Origin of the sequence: Maribacter cobaltidurans (assembly GCF_002269385.1) — a bacterium.
Lineage (GTDB): Bacteria > Bacteroidota > Bacteroidia > Flavobacteriales > Flavobacteriaceae > Maribacter > Maribacter cobaltidurans.
The window spans coordinates 2085157-2110723 of record NZ_CP022957.1; the positions used below are offsets into that span (position 1 = coordinate 2085157).

At 39.0% G+C, this 25567-nt stretch carries 32 protein-coding genes; 8 read left to right on the forward strand and 24 right to left on the reverse strand.

What is annotated here, in order from left to right; all coding sequences use genetic code 11:
- Positions 1 to 30: 30 nt before the first annotated feature.
- Positions 31 to 1029 (forward strand): acyl-ACP desaturase, encoded by a 999-nt coding sequence (locus tag CJ263_RS09130; protein ID WP_094996981.1) that lies wholly within the window; start codon positions 31 to 33, stop codon positions 1027 to 1029.
- Positions 1030 to 1104: 75 nt separating this feature from the next.
- Here the strand turns inward: CJ263_RS09130 and CJ263_RS09135 are convergent, their stop codons facing one another.
- Both CJ263_RS09135 and CJ263_RS09140 read right to left on the reverse strand, forming a co-directional pair.
- Positions 1105 to 1659 carry a hypothetical protein gene (locus tag CJ263_RS09135; RefSeq protein WP_094996982.1) on the reverse strand — a complete coding sequence of 185 codons (555 nt, stop codon included), beginning with the start codon at positions 1657 to 1659 and terminating at the stop codon, positions 1105 to 1107.
- A gap of 28 nt (positions 1660 to 1687) precedes the next feature.
- Entirely contained in the window at positions 1688 to 2596 is a 909-nt protein-coding gene (locus CJ263_RS09140) for an OmpA family protein (RefSeq protein ID WP_094996983.1), read from the reverse strand.
- A gap of 438 nt (positions 2597 to 3034) precedes the next feature.
- Between CJ263_RS09140 and CJ263_RS20930 the strand changes: the two genes are divergently transcribed.
- Positions 3035 to 3193 carry a hypothetical protein gene (locus CJ263_RS20930; RefSeq protein WP_158657119.1) on the forward strand — a complete coding sequence of 53 codons (159 nt, stop codon included), beginning with the start codon at positions 3035 to 3037 and terminating at the stop codon, positions 3191 to 3193.
- A 28-nt stretch (positions 3194 to 3221) separates the two neighbouring features.
- On the opposite strand, the gene amaB is transcribed toward CJ263_RS20930, so the two are convergent.
- The 6 genes from amaB to CJ263_RS09170 form a co-directional block, all read right to left on the reverse strand.
- Entirely contained in the window at positions 3222 to 4775 is a 1554-nt protein-coding gene (gene amaB, locus CJ263_RS09145) for an L-piperidine-6-carboxylate dehydrogenase (RefSeq protein ID WP_094996984.1), read from the reverse strand.
- 61 nt (positions 4776 to 4836) lie between these two features.
- Positions 4837 to 5211, reverse strand: a complete 375-nt coding sequence (locus CJ263_RS09150) for a DUF1304 domain-containing protein (RefSeq protein ID WP_094996985.1) — start codon at positions 5209 to 5211, stop codon at positions 4837 to 4839.
- Complete coding sequence (locus tag CJ263_RS09155; protein ID WP_094999186.1) at positions 5211 to 5753, reverse strand: 3-hydroxyanthranilate 3,4-dioxygenase; 543 nt, start codon at positions 5751 to 5753, stop codon at positions 5211 to 5213. The genes CJ263_RS09150 and CJ263_RS09155 overlap by 1 nt, the downstream gene beginning before the upstream one ends.
- Before the next feature lie 105 nt (positions 5754 to 5858).
- Positions 5859 to 6353, reverse strand: coding sequence for a CAP domain-containing protein (locus CJ263_RS09160; RefSeq protein WP_094996986.1), 495 nt, complete (start codon positions 6351 to 6353; stop codon positions 5859 to 5861).
- Between the two features lie 204 nt (positions 6354 to 6557).
- Positions 6558 to 7031 carry a CAP domain-containing protein gene (locus tag CJ263_RS09165; protein WP_233726905.1) on the reverse strand — a complete coding sequence of 158 codons (474 nt, stop codon included), beginning with the start codon at positions 7029 to 7031 and terminating at the stop codon, positions 6558 to 6560.
- A gap of 223 nt (positions 7032 to 7254) precedes the next feature.
- Entirely contained in the window at positions 7255 to 7749 is a 495-nt protein-coding gene (locus CJ263_RS09170; protein ID WP_094996988.1) for a CvpA family protein, read from the reverse strand.
- 68 nt (positions 7750 to 7817) lie between these two features.
- Between CJ263_RS09170 and CJ263_RS09175 the strand changes: the two genes are divergently transcribed.
- From CJ263_RS09175 to CJ263_RS09195, 5 genes are all read left to right on the forward strand, one after another.
- Positions 7818 to 8174, forward strand: coding sequence for a hypothetical protein (locus CJ263_RS09175; RefSeq protein ID WP_094996989.1), 357 nt, complete (start codon positions 7818 to 7820; stop codon positions 8172 to 8174).
- The gene (locus CJ263_RS09180; RefSeq protein WP_094996990.1) at positions 8175 to 8480 is read left to right on the forward strand and encodes an antibiotic biosynthesis monooxygenase family protein; all 306 of its coding nucleotides are present in this window, start codon (positions 8175 to 8177) and stop codon (positions 8478 to 8480) included.
- Positions 8481 to 8586: 106 nt separating this feature from the next.
- Positions 8587 to 10071, forward strand: coding sequence for a glycerol kinase GlpK (glpK, locus tag CJ263_RS09185; protein ID WP_094999187.1), 1485 nt, complete (start codon positions 8587 to 8589; stop codon positions 10069 to 10071).
- 83 nt (positions 10072 to 10154) lie between these two features.
- A complete protein-coding gene (locus CJ263_RS09190) occupies positions 10155 to 11822 on the forward strand; it encodes a glycerol-3-phosphate dehydrogenase/oxidase (RefSeq protein ID WP_094996991.1) in 1668 nt (555 codons plus the stop codon).
- 42 nt (positions 11823 to 11864) lie between these two features.
- Complete coding sequence (locus CJ263_RS09195; protein ID WP_094996992.1) at positions 11865 to 13217, forward strand: TlpA family protein disulfide reductase; 1353 nt, start codon at positions 11865 to 11867, stop codon at positions 13215 to 13217.
- 98 nt (positions 13218 to 13315) lie between these two features.
- On the opposite strand, the gene CJ263_RS09200 is transcribed toward CJ263_RS09195, so the two are convergent.
- Entirely contained in the window at positions 13316 to 14317 is a 1002-nt protein-coding gene (locus CJ263_RS09200) for an NAD(P)H-dependent glycerol-3-phosphate dehydrogenase (RefSeq protein WP_094996993.1), read from the reverse strand.
- Positions 14318 to 14440: 123 nt separating this feature from the next.
- Here CJ263_RS09200 and CJ263_RS09205 point away from each other — a divergent pair, with 123 nt between their 5' ends.
- Positions 14441 to 15355: a nicotinic acid mononucleotide adenyltransferase gene (locus CJ263_RS09205; protein WP_094996994.1), complete on the forward strand. Its 915-nt coding sequence runs from the start codon at positions 14441 to 14443 to the stop codon at positions 15353 to 15355.
- Positions 15356 to 15435: 80 nt separating this feature from the next.
- Here the strand turns inward: CJ263_RS09205 and CJ263_RS09210 are convergent, their stop codons facing one another.
- From CJ263_RS09210 to CJ263_RS09280, 15 genes are all read right to left on the reverse strand, one after another.
- Positions 15436 to 15900 (reverse strand): hemerythrin domain-containing protein, encoded by a 465-nt coding sequence (locus tag CJ263_RS09210; protein WP_094996995.1) that lies wholly within the window; start codon positions 15898 to 15900, stop codon positions 15436 to 15438.
- A gap of 142 nt (positions 15901 to 16042) precedes the next feature.
- Positions 16043 to 16645 carry a YkgJ family cysteine cluster protein gene (locus tag CJ263_RS09215; RefSeq protein WP_094996996.1) on the reverse strand — a complete coding sequence of 201 codons (603 nt, stop codon included), beginning with the start codon at positions 16643 to 16645 and terminating at the stop codon, positions 16043 to 16045.
- Positions 16646 to 16735: 90 nt separating this feature from the next.
- Entirely contained in the window at positions 16736 to 17092 is a 357-nt protein-coding gene (locus tag CJ263_RS09220) for a bleomycin resistance protein (RefSeq protein ID WP_094996997.1), read from the reverse strand.
- A gap of 45 nt (positions 17093 to 17137) precedes the next feature.
- Positions 17138 to 17632 carry a GNAT family N-acetyltransferase gene (locus tag CJ263_RS09225; protein ID WP_094996998.1) on the reverse strand — a complete coding sequence of 165 codons (495 nt, stop codon included), beginning with the start codon at positions 17630 to 17632 and terminating at the stop codon, positions 17138 to 17140.
- A gap of 28 nt (positions 17633 to 17660) precedes the next feature.
- The gene (locus CJ263_RS09230; RefSeq protein WP_094996999.1) at positions 17661 to 18311 is read right to left on the reverse strand and encodes a 3-keto-disaccharide hydrolase; all 651 of its coding nucleotides are present in this window, start codon (positions 18309 to 18311) and stop codon (positions 17661 to 17663) included.
- A gap of 311 nt (positions 18312 to 18622) precedes the next feature.
- Positions 18623 to 19471 (reverse strand): mechanosensitive ion channel family protein, encoded by an 849-nt coding sequence (locus CJ263_RS09235; RefSeq protein WP_094997000.1) that lies wholly within the window; start codon positions 19469 to 19471, stop codon positions 18623 to 18625.
- The gene (locus CJ263_RS09240; RefSeq protein WP_094997001.1) at positions 19468 to 19998 is read right to left on the reverse strand and encodes a DUF1003 domain-containing protein; all 531 of its coding nucleotides are present in this window, start codon (positions 19996 to 19998) and stop codon (positions 19468 to 19470) included. Before CJ263_RS09240 ends, CJ263_RS09235 begins: the two co-directional genes overlap by 4 nt.
- 177 nt (positions 19999 to 20175) lie before the next feature.
- Positions 20176 to 20616, reverse strand: a complete 441-nt coding sequence (locus tag CJ263_RS09245) for an SRPBCC family protein (protein WP_094997002.1) — start codon at positions 20614 to 20616, stop codon at positions 20176 to 20178.
- An 86-nt stretch (positions 20617 to 20702) separates the two neighbouring features.
- Positions 20703 to 21983, reverse strand: a complete 1281-nt coding sequence (locus CJ263_RS09250; RefSeq protein WP_199768165.1) for a serine hydrolase domain-containing protein — start codon at positions 21981 to 21983, stop codon at positions 20703 to 20705.
- A gap of 132 nt (positions 21984 to 22115) precedes the next feature.
- The gene (locus CJ263_RS09255; protein WP_094997004.1) at positions 22116 to 22556 is read right to left on the reverse strand and encodes a nuclear transport factor 2 family protein; all 441 of its coding nucleotides are present in this window, start codon (positions 22554 to 22556) and stop codon (positions 22116 to 22118) included.
- Positions 22557 to 22589: 33 nt separating this feature from the next.
- Positions 22590 to 22868: a GNAT family N-acetyltransferase gene (locus CJ263_RS09260; RefSeq protein WP_308423225.1), complete on the reverse strand. Its 279-nt coding sequence runs from the start codon at positions 22866 to 22868 to the stop codon at positions 22590 to 22592.
- Positions 22869 to 23117: 249 nt separating this feature from the next.
- On the reverse strand, positions 23118 to 23573 hold the full coding sequence (locus tag CJ263_RS09265) for a DoxX family protein (RefSeq protein ID WP_094997005.1): 456 nt from the start codon (positions 23571 to 23573) through the stop codon (positions 23118 to 23120).
- Positions 23574 to 23594: 21 nt separating this feature from the next.
- Positions 23595 to 24329 (reverse strand): SDR family oxidoreductase, encoded by a 735-nt coding sequence (locus CJ263_RS09270; RefSeq protein ID WP_094997006.1) that lies wholly within the window; start codon positions 24327 to 24329, stop codon positions 23595 to 23597.
- Positions 24326 to 24679, reverse strand: a complete 354-nt coding sequence (locus CJ263_RS09275) for a darcynin family protein (protein WP_158657120.1) — start codon at positions 24677 to 24679, stop codon at positions 24326 to 24328. Before CJ263_RS09275 ends, CJ263_RS09270 begins: the two co-directional genes overlap by 4 nt.
- Before the next feature lie 147 nt (positions 24680 to 24826).
- A complete protein-coding gene (locus tag CJ263_RS09280) occupies positions 24827 to 25402 on the reverse strand; it encodes a Crp/Fnr family transcriptional regulator (RefSeq protein WP_094997008.1) in 576 nt (191 codons plus the stop codon).
- Positions 25403 to 25567: the final 165 nt, after the last annotated feature.

A 25567-nucleotide genomic window follows, 5' to 3' on the forward strand; every position in this document is an offset into this window, starting at 1 on the left:
TTATTAACGAACTTTGATAAAAAATAAAGAATGGCAGAAAAAAATATAAGACTGGAGGTAATGCAGGCCTTGGAGCCCAAAGTAGCTGGCTTTATGGATTCTTTTTTAATTCCGATTGAGAAAATATGGCAGCCCAGTGATTTTCTACCAGATTCTGAGGAAGATGGGTTTTTGGAGAAAGTGAAGGAAATTCGAGAGGAATCAAAGGAGTTGGGATATGACTTTTGGGTGACGATGGTCGCTGATACTATAACAGAGGAAGCATTGCCTACCTATGAATCTTGGTTAATGGATGTAGTTGGTATAGATCAGCATGGGGATTATAAAACCAATGGCTGGGCGAAATGGGTGAGAGCTTGGACCGGTGAGGAGAACAGGCATGGCGATGTGCTGAACAAATACTTGTATTTGTCCGGAAGGGTAAATATGAGGGAAATCGAAATAACTACCCAGCACCTGATTTCGGATGGTTTTGATATTGGAACGGACAGAGATCCCTACAAAAACTTTGTTTATACCTCTTTTCAGGAATTGGCAACCAATATTTCACATAAACGGGTTGGGCAAATGGCCAAGAAAAAGGGAAATGCCCTGTTAGGTAAAATGTGCACTATTATAGCAGGTGACGAAATGAGACATCATCTTGCCTACAGGGAATTTGTAAAAACAATTTTTGGTGAAGACCCTTCTGGAATGATGTTGGCCTTTGCTGATATGATGAAGAAGAAAATAGTCATGCCTGCTCACTTCCTACGTGAGTCCGGTGGTACGATTGGTTCTGCCTTTGAGAATTTTTCCAATTGTGCACAACGCCTTGGCGTATATACTGCTATGGATTACATAGATATCTTAAAGAAACTAAATGACTTTTGGGATTTGGAATCCATTAGATCACTTAACGAAGATGCAGAAAAGGCGAGGGACTATCTATTAAAATTGCCTGCAAGACTGGAGCGTATTGCGGAGCGTATGAAGTTTCCGGAAGATCAGTATCATTTTAAATGGGTGGAGGCTAACGGAGCTTTGTAAAAAGACAGAACTGGTATAATATTAAAAAACCCCAACCGATTTCGGTTGGGGTTTTTCGCTAGGTTGGATTGGTTATTACAATTTTCCGTGTTTATGTTCTTCCTGCCATTTAAGCAAATCCTTCCATTTGCCTTCATAGCACATTTTGGCTTGCATGGGCCATGAAGCAGGATCATGCACTTGATAACGTTTTCCACCGCCGTCCAATATCTTTTGGCAATCGGCTACGGTAGCTTCGGAAAGTGCTTTCCATGTTTTTATTCCGGCATCCTTGAACATGCCCTCTATTTTTGGACCTATTCCCTCCACAACCTTAAGATCGTCCTGTTTTATGACTTTTCCAAAAACCGCTTTGGCGGCGCTACCGTCAAATGGAATGGAAGCTACAGCAGCTCCCGCGGCAAAGGAAGCGGAATAGGCCCCAAGGTTGACGGAGGAAGTGGCTTTTTTATTGCAAGCTTCAAGTTCAGCTTTCAGTTTGGCGTTTTTCTCTTCCAAGATTTTTATTTGAGCAGAATTATCTATTGTCGTATTACCGGATTTACCAATTAAGTATCCTAATATTCCACAGATTACACCCACTAAAAGTGGTATTAACCAGCACCAGATATTCATAGTTTCGAAATTCATTTTATATATATTTAATAGTTAGTTAGTCTTATTTGTTTAGGGTTACTACGGTCCTTCGGTTTTTGCCCTTTCCTTCCTCGGTGGCATTGTCCACTATCGGTTCTTCCTGCCCTTTTGAGGAGGTGGTTATTCTATCCGTAGAAATACCATTTCTTATAAAGTAGTCTTTTGCGAAATTGGCCCGGTCCATTCCAAGTTTCATATTGGTCTCGGCCATTCCGGTATTGTCCGTATGACCTGTTATGCTTACTGTCGCTTCGGCTACTTTATCCAAATACCTGGAAATGTCAGCTACTTTTTGACGCTGTTCCATATCAAGATTGATGGAGGCCTCTGCTGTATTGAAGTATAGTACCAAGGGGTCTGCATTGATTTTATCAAACAATGCCGATAACTCCTCATCCGCATTTTCTGACCTAATATCAACATTGTAGGCCATAGGCCCATAATAGATTCCATCCTTGGGAACCATTTCGTCCATCAATGTACTGCTTGTGTTGATTTGTGCGGAGGGGATTCCTTGCTCCACCAAATTATTTTTGACGGCATTGGCCCTGGCAAGCCCTAGGTTGGGATAAGCGGTATTGTTTTCTTCATTACTCGCATAATAGCCTATTACGTTGATGACCTTATTCCCATTCTCTAAAAAATATGCCTTTAATTGTGAGATTCCCGTTCCGATTCCCGTGGCCAGTGGCATCAAAATCGAGGATGAGGAAACATTAAAATTGTAGTTGTCCTTAACCTCATAAGAAAAGTCTCCGTCACTAAAGGCAAACGGATATGATGTTGATTTAATCTCTTCCCCTACCATGGGTTCTTGTGAAGGTTCCTCTAATGCACTGGATCCACATTCGCTACAATAATTAATGAAAAAATAGGTGCCGGCAATAATGGTAATCAACATCAACAATAAGTTGGTTGTTGTTTTGTTCATTGTGCTTAAATGTTTAGTGTTTGTAACACAATGTATTAAAAATTTCTTAAAATTATTATATTTTTTTATGCTTAATGCTTGATTATCAATTGGAAATAATTATCCATTCGTACAGATATTGTTCCCATTTGCACATGCAAATAGAGCAGCCATATAAATCTATTTTTATACAATGATATTTTTTTGGAACTTAAATCAACAAATAAGATAGTTTCTATTGCTCCCGACAAAGTTTCGGCATTGCAATAGGATATTTAATATTTGAGTTAGTTGGTTTAAGTAAAAGGCTCCATTCTTAAAAAAAGCAATGGAGCTTTTTTGTTTTAGAAAAAGAGGAGAAACCATTTATACATGAATTATTCCCACATACACAGCGGCACTGGAATTTTTTGGAGAGAGATTGTATATTGATTCCAGTAAGGACAAAATATACGAGACATGAAAAAGCTTAGAAAAGATGTTCATGGAATATTTCGGTTCCTATGTATGCTTTTCGTACTTGTGTATGCTTTTCGTACTTGGAATCCAAAATTTGTTGGAAGGCAGTTGGAAGGTTCCAGAATCCAATCAAAAGGCGGGCTAAGGGAATTCCCCTAGCCCGCCCTCTATGTGAATTAATTTCAAGTTACAAGTCGAATTTGATGCCTTGGGCAAGTGGAAGTTCCGTAGTATAGTTTATGGTATTGGTCTGTCTTCTCATGTAGACCTTCCAAGCATCGGAACCGCTTTCACGCCCCCCACCGGTTTCTTTTTCACCACCAAAGGCCCCTCCAATTTCAGCACCAGAGGTTCCAATGTTGACATTGGCAATACCACAGTCGCTTCCCGCAATAGATAGAAATTTTTCCGCTTCGCGCAAATTATTCGTCATAATAGCGGATGAAAGTCCTTGAACCACACCATTCTGTATTTCTATGGCATTTTCTACATCCCCTGAATACTTTAACAAGTAAAGTACGGGAGCAAAGGTTTCATGTTGAACAATTTCAAACTCGTTCTTGGCCTCCGCAATGGCCGGCTTTACATAACAGCCACTTTCGTAGCCCTCTCCTTCTAGGACACCACCCTCAACAATAAGGTTGCCACCTTCTTCAACAACCTTTTGTAGGGCTTGTTTGTAAAGTGAGACTGCCTCAGTATCAATTAAAGGGCCAACATGATTTTTTTCATCCAAAGGATTGCCTATTCTTAATTGGTTGTATGCGGATACAAGTGCTTCCTTAACCTTGTCATAAATGGATTCATGGATAATCAACCTCCTAGTGGAAGTACATCTTTGCCCTGCAGTACCTACCGCCCCAAAAACGGCCCCAATGACGGTCATTTTTATATCTGCATCCGGAGTAACGATAATGGCATTGTTGCCGCCCAATTCCAATAAAGATTTCCCGAGTCGGGAAGCTACGGCCTGCGCGACAATTTTACCCATTCTTATGGAGCCTGTTGCGGATACCAAGGGAATTCTTGAATCATTGGTCATCATTTCGCCAACTTTATAATCACCATTGATCAAACACGAAATCCCTTCTGGCAAATCATTTTCCTTGAAAACGGCCGCTGCAATATTCTGGCAGGCGATACCGCACAAAGGTGTTTTTTCCGACGGCTTCCATACACAGACATCTCCGCATACCCAGGCCAAGGCCGTATTCCAGGCCCAGACGGCCACGGGAAAGTTAAAGGCAGAAATTATTCCCACAACTCCCAAGGAATGATATTGTTCGTACATTCTATGTCCGGGACGTTCGGAATGCATAGTGAGACCATGCAATTGTCTTGATAGGCCAACTGCAAAATCGCAAATGTCTATCATTTCCTGAACTTCGCCCAACCCTTCCTGATAGCTCTTGCCCATTTCATAGGAAACAAGTTTTCCCAGAGGCTCTTTTAAATCTCTAAGCTTATTTCCAAATTGACGTACAATTTCACCACGTTGGGGGGCCGGTATTTTTCTCCAAATTTTAAAGGCTTCCGTTGCCTTTTCCATTACCTTTTCGTAATCCGCCTTACTGGTGGATTTTACCTTGCTGATCAAAGAACCATTGACCGGGGAATAGGATTCTATAATATCCCCCGAAGCAAAATTTTCTGACCCTGTAGAAGAGCCATTGTTAATATCCTGTATCCCTAGGGCCGATAAAGCCTCTTTAATCCCAAAAGGTTTTTCAATATCTGACATTTGTAACTTTTTTATCCTCTAATGTTATATTTAAACAAAAATACAAAGAATAGTTTGCTCTTTACAAACCAAATTTAACAGCAGACCACAAGATTATTCCTAATATTGCCGGTAGTCCCTGAACATAGAATATTTTTTTGGAAACGGACACGGCTCCATAGATTCCAGCTACAAGAACACAGGCCAAAAAGAACAAGGCTACATTTATAGACCATTCATTGGAAGAAATGATCAAGGACCAAAATAAACCTGCCGCCAAAAAACCATTGTACAATCCTTGATTGGCTGCCATACTTTTGGTGGGTTCAAATAGTTCATCAGGAAAATTTCGGAATACCTTTTTAGCCTTGCTGGTCCAAGCAAACATTTCCAACCATAAAAAGTAACAATGCATTGATGCAACCAAAACCGTAACTACTTTAGCCAGGATTAACATTACTCTTCCTTTGCGATGAAACGTTCGTCAACGGGCATAACCGTACCACATTTGTCACAGGTTCTTAGTTCCTCTGAGCTATAAAAATGTTTAAAGTGGGCAAAAAAGTCCTTTTCTATATCGTTCAAGGTAAAGTATGCCTCGTAAAGTTTATGGTTACAGTTATCGCAAAACCAAAGAAGTCCGTCATCTACATTCATGTCCGCCCTCTTACGCTCAATGACCAGACCAATGGAGTGCTCATGCCTAACGGGGGAATGGGGCACTTTTGCTGGATGAAGGTACATATCGCCCGGCCCCAATTTCATGGTCTTTTTTTGTCCATCTTCCTGAATGTGAACCTCAATATTACCCTCCAACTGATAAAAAAGTTCTTCTGTTTCGTTATAATGATAATCTTTTCTAGCATTTGGTCCTGCCACAACCATGACAATGTAATCCCCGGCATCTTTATAAAGGTTTTTATTGCCAACAGGTGGCTTTAGGGTATCTCTATTTTCTTCTACCCACTTAGTTAGATTGAAAGGGGGTTTTATAGCCATTTTAATTGTTTTCTTAAAGGTAAAAAAACTCATCTACTAATTATGGATTTGCATAAAAAAACTCTTGCAATTGCAAGGGTACGTAATTTGTAAAATACTAATATTTTAACGGATAAAAATCTGTGTAAAATAAAGATCGCCTTTAGAATTTGCTTTAACGTTTAGTGCGGAGTGGGTAAAGTCGCCCTCCAGATTGATTCTGTGCTTTTGGCTACCCAACCATGCAGTAAAGGCCTCCTCAGGAGAATTATAGTCTTTGGCAACATTCTCCGATACCTCGGTGGCTCCTGTTTTATTGGAAATATTTTCTGCGCGCGTATCAAAATGAGTATGGCTTATTTGCCCCATAGATATCATATAATCATTATGTTCACTAGCCTGTTGATAACTCGTTATTTCAAATTGAAGTTCATTTAGTCCAATTGACAATCTATGTTCATTAACTAGATCGAATAATTCATTTTCGAATTCAGTCTGAATATTCTGGGACGCTGAAAGGCTCAAATTATTTTGTTCGCCAATTTCAAAATATTCAGTTTTAGTACAGGATTGAAACAAAACTAAAGCTAGGAATACTCCTAATATGTCATGCTTTTTCATTCGGGGGAATGTTAAGAATTTAAAGCAAAAATAAAGGAGAGGTAAGGTTAGATCAGAATAATTTCTTCAATACGGCCTTAAAATACGTTGATTAGACAAACGCCAATAAATAAGGGATTATCGACGAACTACATATTCATTTTACCGACTTTTTAGTGCCGTTCCCAGTAAGTCAATTGTGAATACGGGCATTGAAAGCTATACCTATTCCTGATAGAAAAGCTGTGTATAGTAAAAGTCACCTTGAGCATTCTTTTTAACGCTAACCGCTGTATGGGTAAATTCGCCCTCCATGGTCTTTTTATGGTTGGTGCTTTTATACCATCCCTCAAAGGCTTCCATGGCCGTATCATATTCCTTGGCTACATTTTCCGCTACCATTTTGACGGATATTTCAGAATTTATACTGGATGCCCTTGCGCTAAAGTTGTCATGACTTAAACCTCCTTTGGCTATCATGTAGTCCGTATGCTTGTTCGCATACTTGTATGCGATTTCACTGAACTCAAGTTTGTTTAGGCCCAATGAAACCCTATAATCATTTACTACGTTCAATACTTCCTGTTCCAGAATTATATTGTTCTGTGCCTCCATAATAATTGTCTCGTTCTGCAAAGGTTCCGTCGTACACGAAAAAAGCAAAACAAACAACACTGGGATAGCATAAAGCAATCTCATTTTCATATAGTGTTCTATTTGAAAGCAGGCTGTTCAGCTATAGCTATGTAGGAAAGATAAGATTGGGTGTTGTTCTCGTGTTGATCGGGGAAATCAACAATGTAATATTAAAGAAAATAGATGTTGGGTACGGTAAAACTTCTATATTTTTCGACCAACTGCTCGGATTTGGCGAACAAGTGTTTTTAATCGGGGGATTGTTGTTTTTGGTCGGGATCAGGTGCTATTCGGTCATACTACCTTTAAGCACATTGTTAAATATGAAGGCACCAATATCTATCAAAGGGGCGTAGAGAACGGAATTTGCCTTCATCTCCTGGCTAGGGAAAACAAAATTAGTGTTCAAGCGGTCCAAGAACACCAAAAGCGCCCCAAGAATTACGGCCACCTTCAAAATACCAAAGATGGCTCCGGCAAGTTTGTTTAAAATGCCCAACATGGCAAAATCAATAATCTTTGTCAATATTTTACCCAAAATATGAACTGCCAAAACAATAAGGATGAACGTTATGGTCAGGGCGGCTATATTGATGATTTTTTCGTCCCAATCCATCCTTTCAGAAAGATAATCGCCAGCGATATAAGAAAAGTGAATCGCCCCATAAATTCCGGCAATTAAGGCTATAATGGATGCAATCTCAATTAAAAGACCATTGGTGAGACCTTTCCAAAGGCCCCAGAGTAGAAGCAATCCCAATACAATGTCCAAAAAATTCATTACCCTGGTTTCAACAAATATAATGCTTTAGATTAGTACCTTTATAATCTTAAAATTGAAACTGCTTTATGGCAAGGGATATACAATTGAAGGAACGATGGGATATATTGGTAAGTAAACTATCCAATAGATTTGCGGATGGTGACGTTCTGGAATTGGACGCCATTATTTATTTGGTAGGAATACAGGAACTTGGCCAATATCACAGGAAATATAAGAAAGATGACAAATTGGATTTGATGCACATAGCCATTTGCAGATTATTGGAACCTTATGGCTATTATGAATTCGATTTTTTTGATGAAGAGGGTTGGCCACATTATAAAATCAAGGAAAATCTTCCACCCTTAAAGGCAGGCGAGCAGGCCGTTTTAATGAAAGAGGCCATTGTAGATTATTTTTTAGAAAAGGAGTTTATCGACTAGATGAAAACCAAACCCTATTATGCCGTAATCTTCACTTCCGTTCGTACGGATGGTGATAAAGGTTATTCGAAAATGGCAGAGGCCATGGATGAATTGGCCAAAACCCAATCCGGTTATCTAGGTATTGAAAGTGCTAGGGAAGATATTGGAATAACGGTAAGTTATTGGGAAAGTTTGGAGGCCATTGCCCATTGGAAAAGCAATTCCGAACATATGTTGGCGCAGTCTAAAGGAATTAGTGACTGGTATAAAAACTACAAGGTTAGAATTTGCAAGGTAGAACGGGAGTATTCCTGGGAAAAGTAAAATCACTTACAAATTAGGGAAGTCACCATTTCCTTTGAAAACTAATTAAATCCTATTATCTTTCTAAGAAATGCAGTTTAGGCTGTATTTAAATTCAAAAGATTTTATGGGAGCATATATCATATCGTTAGATCAGGGAACGACAAGTTCGCGTGCATTGCTAGTGGATGAGGAAGGGAGAATTCAAGGGATGGCGCAAAAGGAGTTCAAACAGATTTTTCCCAAGTCGGGTTGGGTAGAGCACGATGCCATTGAAATTCTTGAAACACAAATGGGTGTTTTAAAAGAATTAATATCGGGGAATAATGTCGATTTAAAAGATGTAAAAGGAATAGGCATAACCAACCAACGTGAAACCGCCGTGGTATGGGACAAAAACACGGGTAAACCCGTGTACAATGCCATAGTGTGGCAGGACAAACGTACAGCAAACATTTGTGAACATCTTAAAAAGGAAGGTCTTACCGAGCATGTACGAAAAACTACAGGCTTGGTCATCGATTCTTATTTTTCCGGAACCAAGGTCCAATGGATTTTGAACCACGTGGAAGGTGCTAGGGAGAAAGCCGATAAGGGCGAATTGCTATTTGGAACTATAGATACTTGGTTGGTATGGAATATGACCACGACCAAAAACCATTTAACGGACTATACCAACGCATCAAGAACCCTCCTGTATGATATTGTAAATTTAAAATGGGACGATAGGCTATTAAGTGCCATGAATATTCCAAAGAGCATGTTACCCGAAGTAAAACCCTCGGCATTTCATTTTGGGGATTTTGAAATCGACGGAGTTAAAATTCCCATAGCGGGGATTGCCGGGGACCAACAGGCAGCCTTGTTCGGACAGGGATGTTTTAAAAAGGGAACCGCGAAAAACACCTATGGTACTGGCTGTTTTATGCTAATGAACACTGGCGAAGAACCCCAATTTTCAAAGAATGGGTTATTGACCACTATTGCCTATGGCTTGGATGGCAAGGTCAATTATGCTCTTGAAGGAAGTATTTTCATCGCGGGAGCGGCCATACAGTGGCTACGCGATGGTCTGCAACTTATAAAAGATGCCAAAGAAACCGAGGCCCTTGCGGATTCGGTAGAGGGAGAAAGTTCCGTATACGTTGTGCCAGCCTTTGCAGGGCTGGGCGCACCTTATTGGGATATGTACGCCAGAGGAGCCATTTTTGGGTTGACCAGGGATACGGGCAAGGCCCACTTGGCCAAAGCGACCTTGGAGTCACTTTCCTATCAGACAAAGGATATCCTAAAGGCCATGGAGGATGATTCCGGATTACAGTTAAAAAACCTAAGGGTAGATGGCGGTGCTTGTGCAAACAATCACCTTATGCAGTTTCAGGCCGATATCTTGGATAGCGAAGTGCATAGGCCCGAAGTGATAGAGTCCACAGCCATGGGAGCGGCATTTCTGGCAGGTATTCAAGTGGGGCTTTGGACACAAGCGGATATTGATGAGAACCGACCCATGAACAGAATCTTCAAACCAAAATTTGATCGGGCGAAAAGAAGACGATTATATGCCCAATGGAAAAAGGCCGTGGAACGATCTAAAGCTTGGGAAGAGGAATAAGCCTGTTATTTTATCATTAAATTAAGAAGTATGGCGGTTCATACGGGTGCCTTACATCTTATCTTTATGGAAGAAAGAAAATTATGCAGCATATAGAGTTTTCCAATTTAAACCGCGAGAAATATATTGAACGATTAAAAACCGAATCTTTTGATTTGGTGATTATCGGCGGAGGGATTACTGGGGGAGGTATAGCCTTGGATGCAGCGTCCAGGGGCTTGAAAGTAGCTTTGCTGGAAAAAAACGATTTTGCATCCGGCACCAGTAGCAAGTCCACTAAATTGATACACGGGGGCTTACGCTATTTAAAACAATTCGATTTTTGGCTGGTTAAGGAAGTGGGTACAGAACGTTCCATCGTACATAAATTGGCTCCTCACTTGGTGCTTCCAGAGAAAATGTTGTTGCCATTGATTGAAAACGGTTCTTATGGGAAATGGCTGACCTCCATCGGACTAAAGGTATATGATATTTTGGCCCAGGTTTCAGGTGATGATAAACGGCAAATGTTGGAGAAGAAGGAAGCCTTAAAATTGGAACCCCTTTTGCCCAAAAAGATATTGAACGGGGCGGGTTATTATGCCGAATATAGAACGGACGATGCTAGGCTCACCATTGAAAATATAAAGACAAGCTTACTTTTCGGCGCACAGGCCTTGAACTACGCCGTGGTAACCGATTTTTTGTATAAAAATGAAAAGGTTTCGGGTGTAAAAGTACGGGATGAGGTTACCGGGACGGATTTCGAAATCAAGTCCAAATATGTCATTAGCGCTGCGGGACCTTGGGTTGACGACCTTAGGGTGCTCAACAATTCCAAAAAGGGTAAGCAACTGCATCTGACCAAAGGGGTACATTTGGTTTTTCCATATGAAAAGCTTCCTGTAAAACAATCTGTTTATTTTGATATTCCCGATGGCCGAATGATGTTCGCCATTCCAAGGGGGAAGATAACTTATGTAGGTACTACGGATACCAATTATAACGACAACAAGGACAAGGTCCGTACGGATATTGCCGATGCCATCTATCTTATTTCCGCGGTGAACAATATGTTCCCGGATATCAATCTGGAACTGGATGATATTGTTTCTTCTTGGGCAGGTCTACGACCCTTGATTCATGAAGAAGGAAAATCGGCCTCCGAACTTTCCAGAAAGGATGAAATTTTTGTTTCCGACACCGGTTTGATCAGTATAGCGGGTGGAAAGCTTACGGGTTATCGGAAAATGGCAGAACGGGTCGTGGACCGTGTAGTGGAAAAACTGAAGCTGGAACACGAAACGGAGACCAAGAAATGCTATACGGACAAGATTTCGCTCTGCGGAAACGATAATTTCAAGAAATTCAAACACGTAAAAAAATACATTGACAAGGTTTACGAACGCATCAAGCCCGATGGTTTTTCAAAACACGATGCTTGGTTTTTGGTTACGAATTATGGGGAACAGACAGAAGCAATCTTAGAACTGTATGAAAAAAGAACCGAAACGGACAATGCTACCAAACTTGTTTTGGCGGAGTTGGAGTACGGGTGCTACAACGAAATGGTGCTGAATCCCATGGATTTCTTTATTAGAAGAACGGGCAGGCTTTATTTTGATATTGAAAGTATTACCCAGTATATGGATTCGGTCCTAAAGGAATTCAAAAAGATTTTCAAAGCGGATGATGCTCAGCTAAAAGCTTGGCAGAAAACATTGGAAAATGAAATCAAGGAACATTCAGATTTTTCTTTGAATAGGGCTTGATTTTGTATAAAGTTTTTTTGGCAAACCATTAAAGAATACTTAATGAAATCAAAATACTTACTATTGATTTTAGTCTTATTTGTATTCTATGGCTGTAATCAAAAGAATTCCAACTTTGTTATCAACGTTGACTCAAAAATTGATTTTGATACACTTTACATTTCGGAATTAACAACTAATAATTCTTTAGCCAAAATTTACGATTTCCAGGGTATACGAAGGGTTGAGTTAGGCTTACCTACTGTGGCAAGTATCCATACTAAAAATAAAAGTTCCCAGTACCTTACGATATTGGCTCAAAACAAAGATTTGGATATTTACATTTCACCAGATACCATAATAAGGACAAATAATATGGCGGATTCCTTGGTTAATTATCTTTGGAAGAGCAATCTGGAATTTATTAATGATAATACCTCTTTCATTTTTAACAAAAAAAATACTGATTCGATTCCTATTCTATTTGAAAGCTTTAGACAAAAAAGAGAGAAGGTCATAAATCTATATAGAGACGAATTCAGCGCAGAAATTGCTGATATTCTTCATTTTCAAAATGACGCTCGCATTTATTCCTTTTTGTTTTGGTTGGGTAGAATTTCAAAAGTCTTGGATGCCAAGAATAGTTTTTTTGATTTTATAGGTGACATTCCAAAAGCATCTGAAACATTAAAATCACTACCAGATATTTACCTCTATAAATATGAAATAGAGTATTTAAGAACACATGAAGGGATAGAGAGTACTACCGATTTTTTAAAATTTATTGAAGAAAAAACAGAGAATAAGGATTTAGCTGACTTTTTGAAAGCTATTTATATCAAAGCATTAATTGAGATGCCTTCATATTGGGAAAAGCATGAAAAATTATTTAACTCTGAGGTTTTAACCCAAACATTAAATGCTGAAAAGAGCAACATTTATTACAATATCATTGAACAACCATCCTCTTCCTTTTTCGCCTCACAAAATGGGGAGTTGGCCTATCCATTTCAGGCTGAAGATAAATTCGGCAATCAATTCGATTTAAAAGGTTCAATTGGGAAAGTAATCTTCATTGATACTTGGGCCACTTGGTGCGGGCCTTGTATTAACCATAGAGCAAAAGTATTGGAACTTTCGGAAAAATACAGAAATAACGAAGAAGTAGAAATTCTCCTTGTTTCAGTTGATTCTTCAAGAGATAAGTGGATATCGTTTTTAAAAGAGGAAAATAAAAATTTCGCACAAAATCTATTCATAGAAAATGGCATGAGAACCGAATTTGGTAACAACTATAATATCAAATCAATCCCCAGATACATTCTTATCGGAAAGAATGGTAAAATAATCAACTCGAATTTTAAAGAACCCTCAAAAGCTGTGGAAAAGGAAATTGAGATAGCATTAATGGAATAATAAAATGCCACAGCACTTACTATCATTCAACACTAGTTTCTTTAAACCAATGAACATTAAACTTCTAAGAATATTTCCCCTTGAGGGCTAGGGGGCTTTTAATCCAACTTTTCAGTCAAGGCGGCGAATACTTTTTTAGCGTTTTTATTTTCGTAGAGGACTTCGTAAACTGCGTCTATGATGGGAGTCTTTACCTTCTTTTTAAAATCGTTCTTTATTTGGTAGGCACTTTTGGTGGCGTAATACCCTTCGGCGACCATACTCATTTCCATTTGGGCGCTTTTTACGGTATAGCCTTTCCCGATCATGTTACCAAACATTCGGTTTCTACTAAATGTGGAATATCCAGTAACCAGTAAATCCCCTAGATAGGCAGATTGGTTAATGTTTCGGTCTATTTTATGGATGCGTTTGGTATACCGTTTCATTTCCCGGATGGCATTGCTCATCAATACACTTTGGAAGTTGTCGCCGTAACCTAAACCATGAGCGATACCAGCTGCTATGGCATAGATATTTTTCAGCATGGCAGCGTATTCCGTACCAATAATATCCTTGGTTATTTTGGTCTTAATAAAATTACTGGACAGATTTTTGGCCACTAACTTGGCCTTTTTTGGGTCCGCACAGGCAATGGTCAGATACGAAAGACGTTCCATGGCCACCTCCTCCGCATGGCAGGGCCCTGTAATTACTCCAATATTTTCAAAAGGAATGTTATAGGTATTATGAAAATGTTCGCCAACAATTTTTCCGGTTTCGGGCACGATACCTTTAATGGCGGAAAATATAATTTTATCGTCCAAAGGAGCGGAAAGCTTCTCAAGTTCTTGCATTAAAAAAGCCGATGGTATGGCAAATATTAAGACATCGGCATAATGTACTATTTCATTGATGTCATCCGTTAGGAATAGCTGCTCGGTCTTAAACTCGACCGAGGTAAGATAGTTGGGATTGTGCTTTTGAATTTTAAGGTAACCAATGGCATCAGAGTTTCTCATATACCAGCCCACCGTATCCTGATTGGCGGTTAACATTTTAACTATAGCGGTGGCCCAACTCCCGCCTCCCAATACTGCAAATTTCATTTCTTCCTTCATACAATTAAAATATCAATACAAAATTACCAAATAATAAATTGCATATGAAGTAATGATTATCAGTCCGTTATGTTTTTTGGCACGGTGCTTGTTTTCTTTTAATCGGAATTAAAACTATAGGTTATGAAACATGTAAAACTACTTTTCGGATACGCATTACTGGCGACTTTATTGGTTTCCTGCTACGCAGATGTTATTGTGGAGGATGAATTCATTGAGGAATCCGCCTTCAATACAGACCAAGTTTTACAAGCGTACGACCTATGGTATGTAGACATCAATGAGACTCGTGGAAATGGGGAAGTTCCTTTTTTACAGAGGGCCTTTACTGTTAGTTTTGATCGTGGTACTTTTTATGCCAATAATAATATTGTGGGTATCGGGAAGACCGGAAACGGGTTTGGAATCGATGTTGGTTTTTATGATGTGTACCGTGGCGTGGTAGAAATAGATCATGATGTGGATGGCACATGGTTATTGGAAGTATACGCCGTAAACGGGAGTACTATAGAGCTTTACGACCCCAGTACGGACACATCATATATACTTCAAGGTTATCAAATAGGCAATTTTGATTACGACCAGGTATTTTATGATAACATTAACTACTTCATCCAAGAGTATGATGCTTGGGAAAAGACCTATACCAGTGCGGAAGGGGAATTGAATGATTTTGACGATGAGAACTTTCTTCAATTTCTACCTAATATGTTTCGTTCTTCGGTGGATGCACCCGGAACGTCCTTGGGTAGTCTGCAATGGGATTATGAAGGGAATTATCAGGTCTATGATGTTGCCAATGATGCTTCCTTAAAGACCTTGACCTTGGATTATGATTTTTTTGGCAACGATTATTTTGAGCTTTATGTGATCAATGATGGCACTATAGAATTATATCACCCAGATAGCGGAACTATCTACGAATTTAAGGGTAGGGGATATCAGCAATATTTAAAAACAGGCAAAGGTGCCGTAGCTAAGAAAAGAATAAAGACTTCCAATCCTACCATGGATGTGGTAAGGAAGCGAGCAAAATAGTTTTTAGGTTGGTTAGTTGTTCAAACCGCCAGGGAGAATAAGACCTCCCGGCGGTTTTTTGTTGAAATGGCAACTATCTATTATTTACCGGGAATAGCTTCTGGCCATCCCTTTCTATATTCTGAAACCGTTTCCCCATAACTTTTGGCTAGGGATTCCGCTTCTTCACTGGAATAGATTTTCTTTGCCTTTTTAAAGAAGTCCTCTTCTTCATCCTTTAAATGGTGTTCCACTTTTTCGGCAAGTTTCTCCATTGTGGCCAGCCAATGTGGGGAACTCATATCGGTATCGTCCAGTTCTTCTATGAGTTCGTCCATTTCATGGTGTTCTGCCATGCCGTGCCTAGCATCTTCCTGCATCTTATCGGAATCTATCAATGGGGAATAAAAAAATCGTTCTTCCGCAACTTCGTGTACTTCCAATTCCTTCTTCAATTCCTCCCAGATATCCCTTCTTTCCTCAGAATCTCCTGAGGTTTTTAGGATTTTGGAGCATAATTCCCGTTGGATATCATGATCGTCCTTGATGGCTTTATAAATGTTCATTTCTAAATCTTTTTAGGGACTCTAATTTGGCCAGCTTATTAAAAGAGGCAGCAATTAGCATCCGGATTAATAGAGAAACAAGGTAAGCCATGGGCACTCGTATGCTTACCTCCATTAAATCAAAGATTAGTTCTAATGCGTTTTATACGCACTCCTTGTCAGAAAGTGGCAAGGGTCTATAGGCAAAGTATTGCAATACCTCTTCCAGCGCCATTCTTAAGGCCTTGTTTACGGGTACAATGATATTTCCCAAACGAAAATCTATTTGGTTGAGTTGCATATAGTATTCCGTAAACACGGGCACGGACATGCCTTGGCTTATTTTTTCCGATGCCGAAGCAAAGTTTTCTGCTTGACCTTCCTTAATGACCTTACAAGTTGCCAGTCTAAGCTTGCCATATTTGTCCGTATTGGCCGCATAACCGAACAGTCGGCATATAAGCCCGCGATACTTATAGGTTTTGCAATGGCCTTGGTCTACAACGGTAAGTGGCTGGTAGTTTACGCAGGTAGCGGTTTGAATCTCCCTAAGGATTTGCAACATTTTTTCTGCCTCACCGGTTAAAAACAAGTGAAAGGCCCATGGCAAAAACTCCAATGGGGACGCTTCTATATCTGGATGGGTGCAGCACCTTCCACAGCCGGAAAGACAACTTAAACCCGTATTATTTTGAAAAGCTGCGGTTTCCTTTTCCAGTTGATGGAACAACTGTTCTATCAACGTTACTTTTTGCGGTAAGGTCATTGATTTTTCGCGCGAAGGTAGATTTAAAATCGATCCGTTGGGATTTTTTATTTTTATTTTAAAATACTGATAAACAATTATTTAAATCAATCAAAGGCTTTGCCCAAAAGTCAACAAGTTGTTATCTGGATCAAGGAGGGAGAATTCCTTTTGTCCCCAAGGTTTTACCGTTAATTTCCCATTGGGATGAATGGCCACATTTTGCTCTAGAAGTGATGTATAAAAATGGTCAATATCATTACAACGAATATAGACCTGGCCATAATTTTCTTTGAGGTCCAAACCTTTAAAAAGGAAGAAATGGATTTGAACACCGTCCTTTTCGAGCATCAAATAATCGGGATAATCCACAGCGCCTATGTTACGGAAGCCCAACGCATTTATATAGTAGTTCTTGGTTTTGTTCTTATCGCGCATGGGTAATTTGGGATGGATTTCGGTCAACATATTTTTACATATAAGTTACGCAACAGCAGATGTGTTTAAGTTTTTCTAAGCAATATTTTTTTCGAGAACATAATCGTCCATAACATATCCATTCCCAATATCCTGCACGATGGAGTCAACATTGGCAAAGCCCATTTTTTCATAGGCCGATATGGATTTAGAATTGTGCTTGTTAACGGTGAGCCTTATTTTGGGCAAATGGAGTTCCATAGCTTTACTTTCGATAAAGGAAAGGGCCAATTTACCCAACCCATTTCCCCGCATGTTTTTGAGCACATAAAATTTGCTCAAAAAAAGAAAACCTTTGTGTAAGTTGAAGGCAAAATAGCCTGCATGACCAACATCGGTTTTTATCAAATAATACTGATACCCTTCTTTAATTTGGTCATTTATGGCCATTTCCGACTGATATTTCTCCAACATATAATCTACCTGTAACGCACCAATAATAGGCGTGTAATGGTCGGTCCAAATGGTTTGTGCCAAATGGGCGACTTTTGCTATTTGCGTTGTTGAGGTTACGGCGATGATAGAGGCCAAAGCGAACTGGAATTTGGTCAGTCTTATTTTAAGGCAAGGGTTTTACCATAATGTCCTTAAAAAATACGATGCTGTTGGGGTCATGGGCCTGTAATGCAAAAGTTCCCCCCTTCAATAGGCGCATGGAGCCTTCATTTCTTTTGGGCTGGGAAGGTTCCGTATAGTCCACAACAACGATGTCGTTAATTTTCACAATGACCCTGTTACCTTCCACCTTTATATACTCGGTATACCATTCGTTGTCATGTACATAGTTTTCCTTTACATCCACAATATCATAGAGACTTCCGGTACGTTTCCAATCGGTGTGGGAGTTGTTCACCTGAACTTCGTAACCTTGTGAAGGCCATCCTTCTTCTTGATATTTTGTATGGATGTAAATCCCGGAATTCGCCCCAGGCTTGGTCATTACGGTAGCCTTGAACTCAAAATCTTGGAACTGATGATCTTCTACTTCCCCATTGTAAAAAAGATGTCCTACATCCCCTTGAACCTTAATGGCCCCGTCCACAATGGAAAAGCTGGAGGCATTTTTTCCTACTTTCCAACCATCCAAATTTTCACCGTTAAATAGGGAAATCCATCCATCGTTTTTGGAATCGTCTTTTTGCTGTGCGCTGATGTCATAAACCCAACCGAGTTGAGAGACCATAAGGGTAAGGAGGAATATTTTTTTCATTTTAAAGTCGTTTATTGGTTTTACCTACAAAGTATCGAAAAAAATTGAATGTCCGGAATCAATCACAGGAACAATTTCAATGTAAGGTTGAATGCCATTGAGGCCTTTTTTAATAAACGAAATTAACAACCTCTCGACTGCGCTCGAGGTGACCGTAGTGATTACTTGATGTCCAGTTGATTTTTCGGAGTTATTCTTCTGGACAGTTTCATGGATTTGCAAGTAACTCGGTATACACAGAGAACTAAAAATCCAAGAGGATTTTTCAAAAGTGGAGGCTCCATTATTTGGGCCGAGTTATGATGTCGTTTTTATTCCGTTTTTTTAATAACAACGTTTTGGTAACTATAAGGTATCTCTATGTTTTCTTTATCAAATCTTTCCTTGATGGAGCGCAACAAATCGCAATACATAACAAAGCCATTTGAAGAAGTATCAGAATATGCCCAAGCCTTTAATGTTACGGAAGAGTTACCCAAGGCCACAACCCTGGAAACCACTTCAGGTACATTGTTTTGTATGTCTTCCGGTGTTCTGTTGTCGATATGTAGAGGGTGTTTTATTATTTCCTCTTCCATTATTTTAAGGGCCTTACCGATATCCGAATCATAACCAATACCAATTTCTATCATTTTGCAGACTTTCGTTTCGATGAGATTGGCATTAACAATTACTTGCGTGCTTATTACGGAGTTTGGTACGATTACACGATTGTTCTCAAAGTCCCTAAGAACTACTTGTCTCAGGTTGATTTCTTCTACAATCCCGGTATAGGTTTGATTAAATGTTATTCTGTCATTGATTTTAAAGGGTTTGAACATTACAATTAAAAACCCGCTCATAATATTGCTTAGGGCTTGTTGCGAAGCCAATCCTGCAACAAGAGATAAAATACCTGCACCTGCCAATAATGAATGGCCTACAGTTTTCATTTCAGGTATTTGTACAAGGGCAAATGAAATTCCAATCAAATAAATAATTGCTGTAACGACTTTTTTGGCAAAAACATAGCTGGTTGGGTCTATGTGCTTCGTTAGGGCGAGTTTTTTGATATATTTTTCAGATAAATACTTAAAAGAAAAAGCGATAATAATTGTTGCTACTATTATTATTCCGGCAAAGAGTGCCGTTCTAAAATCTGTAAAAATGGTCTTTATCATAATTTATGTTCAAGCTTTTTTAAAATTTCCAATTGTGCTGCCTGACTTTCAAATAAAGTTTGAATTTGTTCTTGGATTAGAAGCTCAATTTTCTGGTTCAGTGCTTTTACTTCCAGTTCCGCTTTTAAGTTGATCAAGTAGTCATTTTCAGCTCTTTTTCTGTCTTTTTCCTCTTGTCTATTTTGGCTCATCATTATAACTGGAGCTTGCAATGCTGCAATACAGGAAAGAATAAGATTCATCAGTATAAATGGATATGGGTCAAAGTTGTCCTTTACGGGAGTTAAAGTATTAAAAAGAACCCATACCACTAGGATGATAAAAAAGGAAATGATAAAAGCCCAACTACCTCCAAATTTTGCGACCTTATCGGAGATTGTTTGCCCTCTAGTGAGAATTTCTTTCGGTGGGTTTAACAGATTGTTCGTGATTAAAGTTTCTTCCTCAATTGCTTTCTTAACAATTTCTTGGAGTTTCTTTATTTGCTCAGATTTAGCCGTTAAAAGCTTGGTTATGTCCTTGTCCATTTTCTAATAGTAATTCGGTTTATATACATGTATCTCAAAGGTTCTTGCACTAACAGTTTCTGATTTCTCGCTACTTAACTGTCAGATTGCGCAATATTTGATCTATAGTCTTACGCTTCAAAATAGCACTGAACCCCCTATAGTTTATACACTATTTGGACTGCAGGCTTTTTTAAATTACATAGTTTCAATTTCCTTTTCTAATCTATCAAAATTTTCTTCATTTTTTGGTTCGGCGAAAGGTCGGATTTTGGAGCACCCTTCAACAGTTTCAAAAATCATTCGAAACGAAATTTGAGTTTTTGAATCCGTAATTTTTTCAAACGCTATTTCCATATCAAATAAAGGTTGTGAAATCCTTTTCCAACGAATCAGTTCGTTTGGCTTAATAGTTTCAAAAACAGAAGCATTCTCATAGTTGCCTTTTTCAGGGCCATGCATTGTTAAAAGCCATTTACCACCGGGTCTTAGGTCAAATTCGTGAATGGTATTTGTAAAACCATTTGGTCCCCACCAATTTTTTAGATGGGCAGGATCGGCAAAAGCTTTATACACTTTTTCTACGGGAAAGTTTAAGATTCGAGAGCTGAAAATTTCAAAATCAGATTGTGCATTCATATGGATAATGCCCGTTTTTTGTTTGCTAGTAACGTCTCGTATACACGGTCGTTTTAAGGCCTTTTATATATTGATGTAAACCGTTTTTATTCTTTTGATTGATAGGGAATATAATTTTCCCATTTCCAAGGAGTGTAGGTATCTCCAATGCTAATTTCCAAAATTTCCTTGAATATGCTCTCCGCATTGTCGCTATTTGATAGCATCACGATTCCAGTCCCTATTTCGGGAAAGATAATGGTAAAATGCTGGAATCCTTCACCATGTCCCTCCTTGAATGTTCCAAATCCATAGGGTGTTTGTAGCAAACCCCAGCCCAATCCATAATTAAGTTGAATATTGTCGTTTTCATTTGACTCTTGAAGGGATAAGGGACCGAATTGAGCCTTGGTTCGAATTCTGAAATTCGGTTTGAACAAGTTTTGTGCTATTCCTGAATTCGCTTTGTATAGTTTCATCACATGTTGAACAAAAAGCGAATAATCTATCAAGTTGGTTTCCATTGAACCCGCTGCTCCGGCTTCATCCCTTTTATCCTTTTTAAGGACACCTTGCTCTGCCGTATGCCCATTGCAAAACTTGTCCTCAAATCGTTCCTGCCATAAATAGCTGGTATTCTTCATTTGAAGTGGCTTAAAAACTTTTTCACTTGCCAATGCTTCTAGTTCTTTTCCAGTGATATGTTCGATAACGTATTGCAAAAGCATCATGCCTTCACCGGAATAATAGTATTGGGTTCCCGGTTCAAAGTAAATCTTAAGTATTCTGTCGTTTTCAGGATCATTGGGTCTGGGTATCCATCTCCAATTCTGAAAACCGGTGGTATGAGATAAGCACATCCGCGCTGTAATCTTCTCAAGTCTTTTGTCGTTTTTCAAATCTTGAAAACCACGCCATTTATCTCCGGATTTTAATTCGTAAAGCGGAAAATCCACGTATTCTTGAAGAGGCTTATCCAAGTCAATGACGTTCTCATTTGATAAAACCGATACCAGATATCCAAAAACGGCTTTGCTCAATGAAGCTCCATAGAACGAGTGATTGATCAGCAATGGAGTTTTTCGATCGTAGTTGGCATACCCAAAGGCATTTCTGTAAATAATCTGATTGTCATTAAGGATTGACATCGCGAGTCCTGTTACTTTGGCTTGGACCACAAGGGAATTAACCTTGGCTTCCAGCTCATTAACTGTTATTTCTGTACTATCTATTCTACTGATTATGGATCTGGTAGAATCCTTGAGAACCTCAGCATCGTGGACGAGCTGTTCTTTCATGAAGCGATCAGATTCCTCTTTGGAAGTGCATGATACAAGAATGGCTATGACACTTAAAAGAACTATGCCCAAGTGAGGTGCTTTGCTCATGATTTGAATTTTTTATAACGGTTTTGAGTATGCCTCATGGCATTTCTTAAGAACTTTCCTATCAGTAGCTCATCCGTCATAAGCCATATGCTTTGTTATGCCTTCACTTTTATATCGTACTAATTGCCTGGGCTATTCACTAACTATTCTGGATGACTGTCTTGCCGCCAACTGCCATACATTTTTATTTTTTATCCAAACATTGGTGAATCTCCTCGGTATCCATTCCTCATGGTTGGGATTCATATTAGAAGGCTGTTGTAGCTCTTTACCCATTACAATCGCAATGTCTTGATTGAATGTTATATTTTCAATGATTCGTTTGACTGCGGGAAATTTATGTCCACTTTTCATAAGCGCTACAATATCTTTGGGAGTAACGATTTTTCCATTGGGATTGTTTACAACATAGTTTTCGGACCATATTTCCAGCAATGAGGAGGTGTCTCCACTATCGAGCAATTCTGTCCAATGTTTTTCTAATCGTCTGATTTCAATTTCATCGCTAGATTGTCCAAAAGCAACTGTACTGATTAGGGTACAATTGATTAAGAAGAAATATATTGTTTTCATAATTCAAATATTAAGAGGTTAGATTTTTAGTTCTTATTGTTGCGTTTTTTCTATTCCGCAATATACATTCGGGTTATGTTTCTCCATATAAATTTCTGGCTTGGGCAGTTTGGTAAATCCATATTTTTCATAAAGCCATTCTGCGGTATCCGTTAATAAAATCCAGCGTCTTAATCCCTGAAGTTTAGGATGTTCCATTATTTCATGTATCAACCATTTACTTAAACCCTTTCCCCTATATTCCTTTAGAACATAAACATCCCCTAAATACGCAATAGTTGCATAGTCCGAAATTATTCTGGCAAAGCCAATTTGCTTGTTTTGGTAATATAGCCCAAAATATCCAACTTATCCTTGTCCGTTGAAATGGTATAGTCATTTCTATGTGCTTCCCTAATTTTCATTACAGTTGATTTTAATTTGGAATAACCACCAGTATAGAAGCAGTAGCGGATGAGTACGCTTACTTTTCGGATAGAAAGTTACGTATTAAAAGCGATAACGATTCAAGTTTACACAAGAGTCGCTATTGCTTTCATAAGAGGTTAGCGATCCGGGCTTTTATCTTTTTCTGATTGCTGACAAATAAGTCCAACCAATGAAAACAAGTTGTAGCGGGATTCTAAACCACAAATACGTTGGTCCATTTCCATCAAAAGTTTCCTTTTGGAAGTCAATGTGTTTTGCGGCTGCATAAATGTTTGCAGGAAGTAAGAGAATGAAAAATAAGATTAAAAGCCATCCTGTCAATACTCTAAAATTCGGAATACATAATCCAATAGCCGCGACAATTTCAAGAATGCCCGTCAAGTAAATGGTTTCTGTTTTGAATGGAATAAATTCGGGCAACATCATTGACATTCCTTTTGTAAAAGCAAAGTGTGCGGTTGCCGTAAACACGAGCATTACTGACATAGCAATGCGCCCTGATAGCGCAAATTGAAAGTTGCCGCGAACAATCTTTGTTGTCAAGAGGGAAACGGCAAATACGGAAAGTAAAACGATTAGAGGCTTCATAGTGAGCTGGTTTTCAATTTATTATTTATTCTTCATAAGGCTGTCGGCAAGTTTGGGTGAAAGTCTACTGATATATTTCAACAACTTCGTTTTGCCGATATAACTTTCGAATCGGTCCTTTTTAAAATTGCGGAAAAATTCATCGGTTAGTTGTTCAGGTGAAATTTTTGATGTATTCCTTCCTGCTGTCATGGGGGTATCTACCAGAGCTGGGATGATTTCAAAAACCTTTGTATCCGTGTGTTTTAACTGGTAGCGCAAAGTCTTACTGAAACTATGGATAGCGGATTTACTGGCACAATACACCGAAGCCGATTTTTTAGGGGCCATGAAAAGTCCGCTACTGACATTGACTATGGCACTGTTTTTATTTTTCAGCAACAAGGGGAGAAGCAAACCTGTCAGTTGTATGGGAGCAGTGATGTTTGTGGCAACTTCGTAGTTTATTTTGTAAGTCAGTTCTGGTTCTTCCACAAAATTGTAATTGTACTGAACGGCGGCATTGTTTATCAGAATGTTCAGGTCCACATGTTTTTGTTTCATAAACAAAACAAGCTCGTCTAATGAATTTTGGTCCGTTAAATCGCCGGAAAAAGTTATGATTTCAGGGAATGTTGCCTTCACACGTTGCAACTTTTCTTTGTTACGCCCTGTAATAATGACTTTGTTATGGAGCTCCAAAAAACGTTTTGCCAAGGCCAACCCAATGCCGGATGAACCGCCGGTAATTAAAACGGTGTTTCCTGTCGTTATCATTGTTTTTCCTTTTTAAACTGGTCGTTAAAATCCTCAAACAGGTTCTCTTGTCCCACAATGATATCCTTAATTTCAAAATAGGGTGTACCATACACCTTCGTGTCTCGAAGCAATTCGATAAACAATTTGTAATCGTCCAAATCTGAAGTGCTTACTATCATGAAATCCGACACAGAAGCATGAAAATACTCACTGTCAAACAATTGAACGTTTACGGTTTTGCTTACCCTGACGAAGATTGGCGTTAGTTCTTTTTCTACAAATTCGCTTCGCTTCTCTCTGTTTAAAGTAAGCCATTGGGGCGTTGCGTTCATCAATACCAAAATGGTGTAGGGTTTCTGATGTTTCATATCACGTTGTTTTGTTTGGGAATTGGCATTTAGGGAAAATGCCATGATTAACATTAAGATTAGTTGCTTCATTTTGCCTTGTATCTAATGGATACTGCAAAACTGGAGAAACCAAAATCCAATTGCATTTACATAGGTTGATAAATGCTACTTTCCGGATAATTTCCTTCTGACACGGCTAAGTTGTGTTGGCGTAATTCCAAGGTAGGAAGCTATATGGTATTGCGGAACGAGTTGTTCCAACTGAGGAAAGTCCCTTTGGAAAATTTGATAGCGTTTTTCGGCGTCCAGTAACACGATTTCAATTTCCCGCTGTTCTTTCTGCACAAAAAATTGTTCGGCTAAAATCCTGGCACCACGTTCAATATCAGGGCAGGTTTCGTACAAGTTTTGAATGTCTATAAACTTTGCAACCTGTATGTTACAGTCGGTTAACGCCTGTTGAATAATTTGATTGGGCGCACCTGTTATGAGTGAAGCATAACCGCCAATAAAGCATGGGTTTACAAAAAAATGTTTATTGTATTCAATGCCCTCATTATTTCTGTAAAAAGCTCGAATAACGCCACGTTCTAAAAAACCGATTTCTTTAGCTGTTATTCCCTGTGTAATGAAGTAGTCGCCTTTTTTCAAAACTTTGGGATGGAACAATGCCGAAAACTGACTCATACTTTCGGGCGAAATAGAAGTCAAACTATTGAAGAATGTTTTTAAATCGGTCATTGTTTATTTTGGACACGCTGTCTTTTTAGCGAAAACGCTAACGTCTCCGGCTATGGCCCGACTCCTCGATGCCCCGAACCTCCCCAGGAATGATTTATAATCTCTAAAGTAGGAAAAATTACCCAAGCCTTGGCTGGCGTTGGGCTATAGTCGATGTTGTACTTT

Excerpts from the sequence above, each read along its gene's own strand:
- CJ263_RS09130 (WP_094996981.1), top strand. The coding sequence starts at position 31 with ATGGCAGAAAAAAATATAAGACTGGAGGTAATGCAGGCCTTGGAGCCC.
- CJ263_RS09135 (WP_094996982.1), bottom strand. The coding sequence starts at position 1,659 with ATGAATTTCGAAACTATGAATATCTGGTGCTGGTTAATACCACTTTTA.
- CJ263_RS09140 (WP_094996983.1), bottom strand. The coding sequence starts at position 2,596 with ATGAACAAAACAACAACCAACTTATTGTTGATGTTGATTACCATTATT.
- CJ263_RS20930 (WP_158657119.1), top strand. The coding sequence starts at position 3,035 with ATGAAAAAGCTTAGAAAAGATGTTCATGGAATATTTCGGTTCCTATGT.
- amaB (WP_094996984.1), bottom strand. The coding sequence starts at position 4,775 with ATGTCAGATATTGAAAAACCTTTTGGGATTAAAGAGGCTTTATCGGCC.
- CJ263_RS09150 (WP_094996985.1), bottom strand. The coding sequence starts at position 5,211 with ATGTTAATCCTGGCTAAAGTAGTTACGGTTTTGGTTGCATCAATGCAT.
- CJ263_RS09155 (WP_094999186.1), bottom strand. The coding sequence starts at position 5,753 with ATGGCTATAAAACCCCCTTTCAATCTAACTAAGTGGGTAGAAGAAAAT.
- CJ263_RS09160 (WP_094996986.1), bottom strand. The coding sequence starts at position 6,353 with ATGAAAAAGCATGACATATTAGGAGTATTCCTAGCTTTAGTTTTGTTT.
- CJ263_RS09165 (WP_233726905.1), bottom strand. The coding sequence starts at position 7,031 with ATGAGATTGCTTTATGCTATCCCAGTGTTGTTTGTTTTGCTTTTTTCG.
- CJ263_RS09170 (WP_094996988.1), bottom strand. The coding sequence starts at position 7,749 with ATGAATTTTTTGGACATTGTATTGGGATTGCTTCTACTCTGGGGCCTT.
- CJ263_RS09175 (WP_094996989.1), top strand. The coding sequence starts at position 7,818 with ATGGCAAGGGATATACAATTGAAGGAACGATGGGATATATTGGTAAGT.
- CJ263_RS09180 (WP_094996990.1), top strand. The coding sequence starts at position 8,175 with ATGAAAACCAAACCCTATTATGCCGTAATCTTCACTTCCGTTCGTACG.
- glpK (WP_094999187.1), top strand. The coding sequence starts at position 8,587 with ATGGGAGCATATATCATATCGTTAGATCAGGGAACGACAAGTTCGCGT.
- CJ263_RS09190 (WP_094996991.1), top strand. The coding sequence starts at position 10,155 with ATGCAGCATATAGAGTTTTCCAATTTAAACCGCGAGAAATATATTGAA.
- CJ263_RS09195 (WP_094996992.1), top strand. The coding sequence starts at position 11,865 with ATGAAATCAAAATACTTACTATTGATTTTAGTCTTATTTGTATTCTAT.
- CJ263_RS09200 (WP_094996993.1), bottom strand. The coding sequence starts at position 14,317 with ATGAAGGAAGAAATGAAATTTGCAGTATTGGGAGGCGGGAGTTGGGCC.
- CJ263_RS09205 (WP_094996994.1), top strand. The coding sequence starts at position 14,441 with ATGAAACATGTAAAACTACTTTTCGGATACGCATTACTGGCGACTTTA.
- CJ263_RS09210 (WP_094996995.1), bottom strand. The coding sequence starts at position 15,900 with ATGAACATTTATAAAGCCATCAAGGACGATCATGATATCCAACGGGAA.
- CJ263_RS09215 (WP_094996996.1), bottom strand. The coding sequence starts at position 16,645 with ATGACCTTACCGCAAAAAGTAACGTTGATAGAACAGTTGTTCCATCAA.
- CJ263_RS09220 (WP_094996997.1), bottom strand. The coding sequence starts at position 17,092 with ATGTTGACCGAAATCCATCCCAAATTACCCATGCGCGATAAGAACAAA.
- CJ263_RS09230 (WP_094996999.1), bottom strand. The coding sequence starts at position 18,311 with ATGAAAAAAATATTCCTCCTTACCCTTATGGTCTCTCAACTCGGTTGG.
- CJ263_RS09235 (WP_094997000.1), bottom strand. The coding sequence starts at position 19,471 with ATGATAAAGACCATTTTTACAGATTTTAGAACGGCACTCTTTGCCGGA.
- CJ263_RS09240 (WP_094997001.1), bottom strand. The coding sequence starts at position 19,998 with ATGGACAAGGACATAACCAAGCTTTTAACGGCTAAATCTGAGCAAATA.
- CJ263_RS09245 (WP_094997002.1), bottom strand. The coding sequence starts at position 20,616 with ATGAATGCACAATCTGATTTTGAAATTTTCAGCTCTCGAATCTTAAAC.
- CJ263_RS09250 (WP_199768165.1), bottom strand. The coding sequence starts at position 21,983 with ATGAGCAAAGCACCTCACTTGGGCATAGTTCTTTTAAGTGTCATAGCC.
- CJ263_RS09255 (WP_094997004.1), bottom strand. The coding sequence starts at position 22,556 with ATGAAAACAATATATTTCTTCTTAATCAATTGTACCCTAATCAGTACA.
- CJ263_RS09265 (WP_094997005.1), bottom strand. The coding sequence starts at position 23,573 with ATGAAGCCTCTAATCGTTTTACTTTCCGTATTTGCCGTTTCCCTCTTG.
- CJ263_RS09270 (WP_094997006.1), bottom strand. The coding sequence starts at position 24,329 with ATGATAACGACAGGAAACACCGTTTTAATTACCGGCGGTTCATCCGGC.
- CJ263_RS09275 (WP_158657120.1), bottom strand. The coding sequence starts at position 24,679 with ATGAAACATCAGAAACCCTACACCATTTTGGTATTGATGAACGCAACG.
- CJ263_RS09280 (WP_094997008.1), bottom strand. The coding sequence starts at position 25,402 with ATGACCGATTTAAAAACATTCTTCAATAGTTTGACTTCTATTTCGCCC.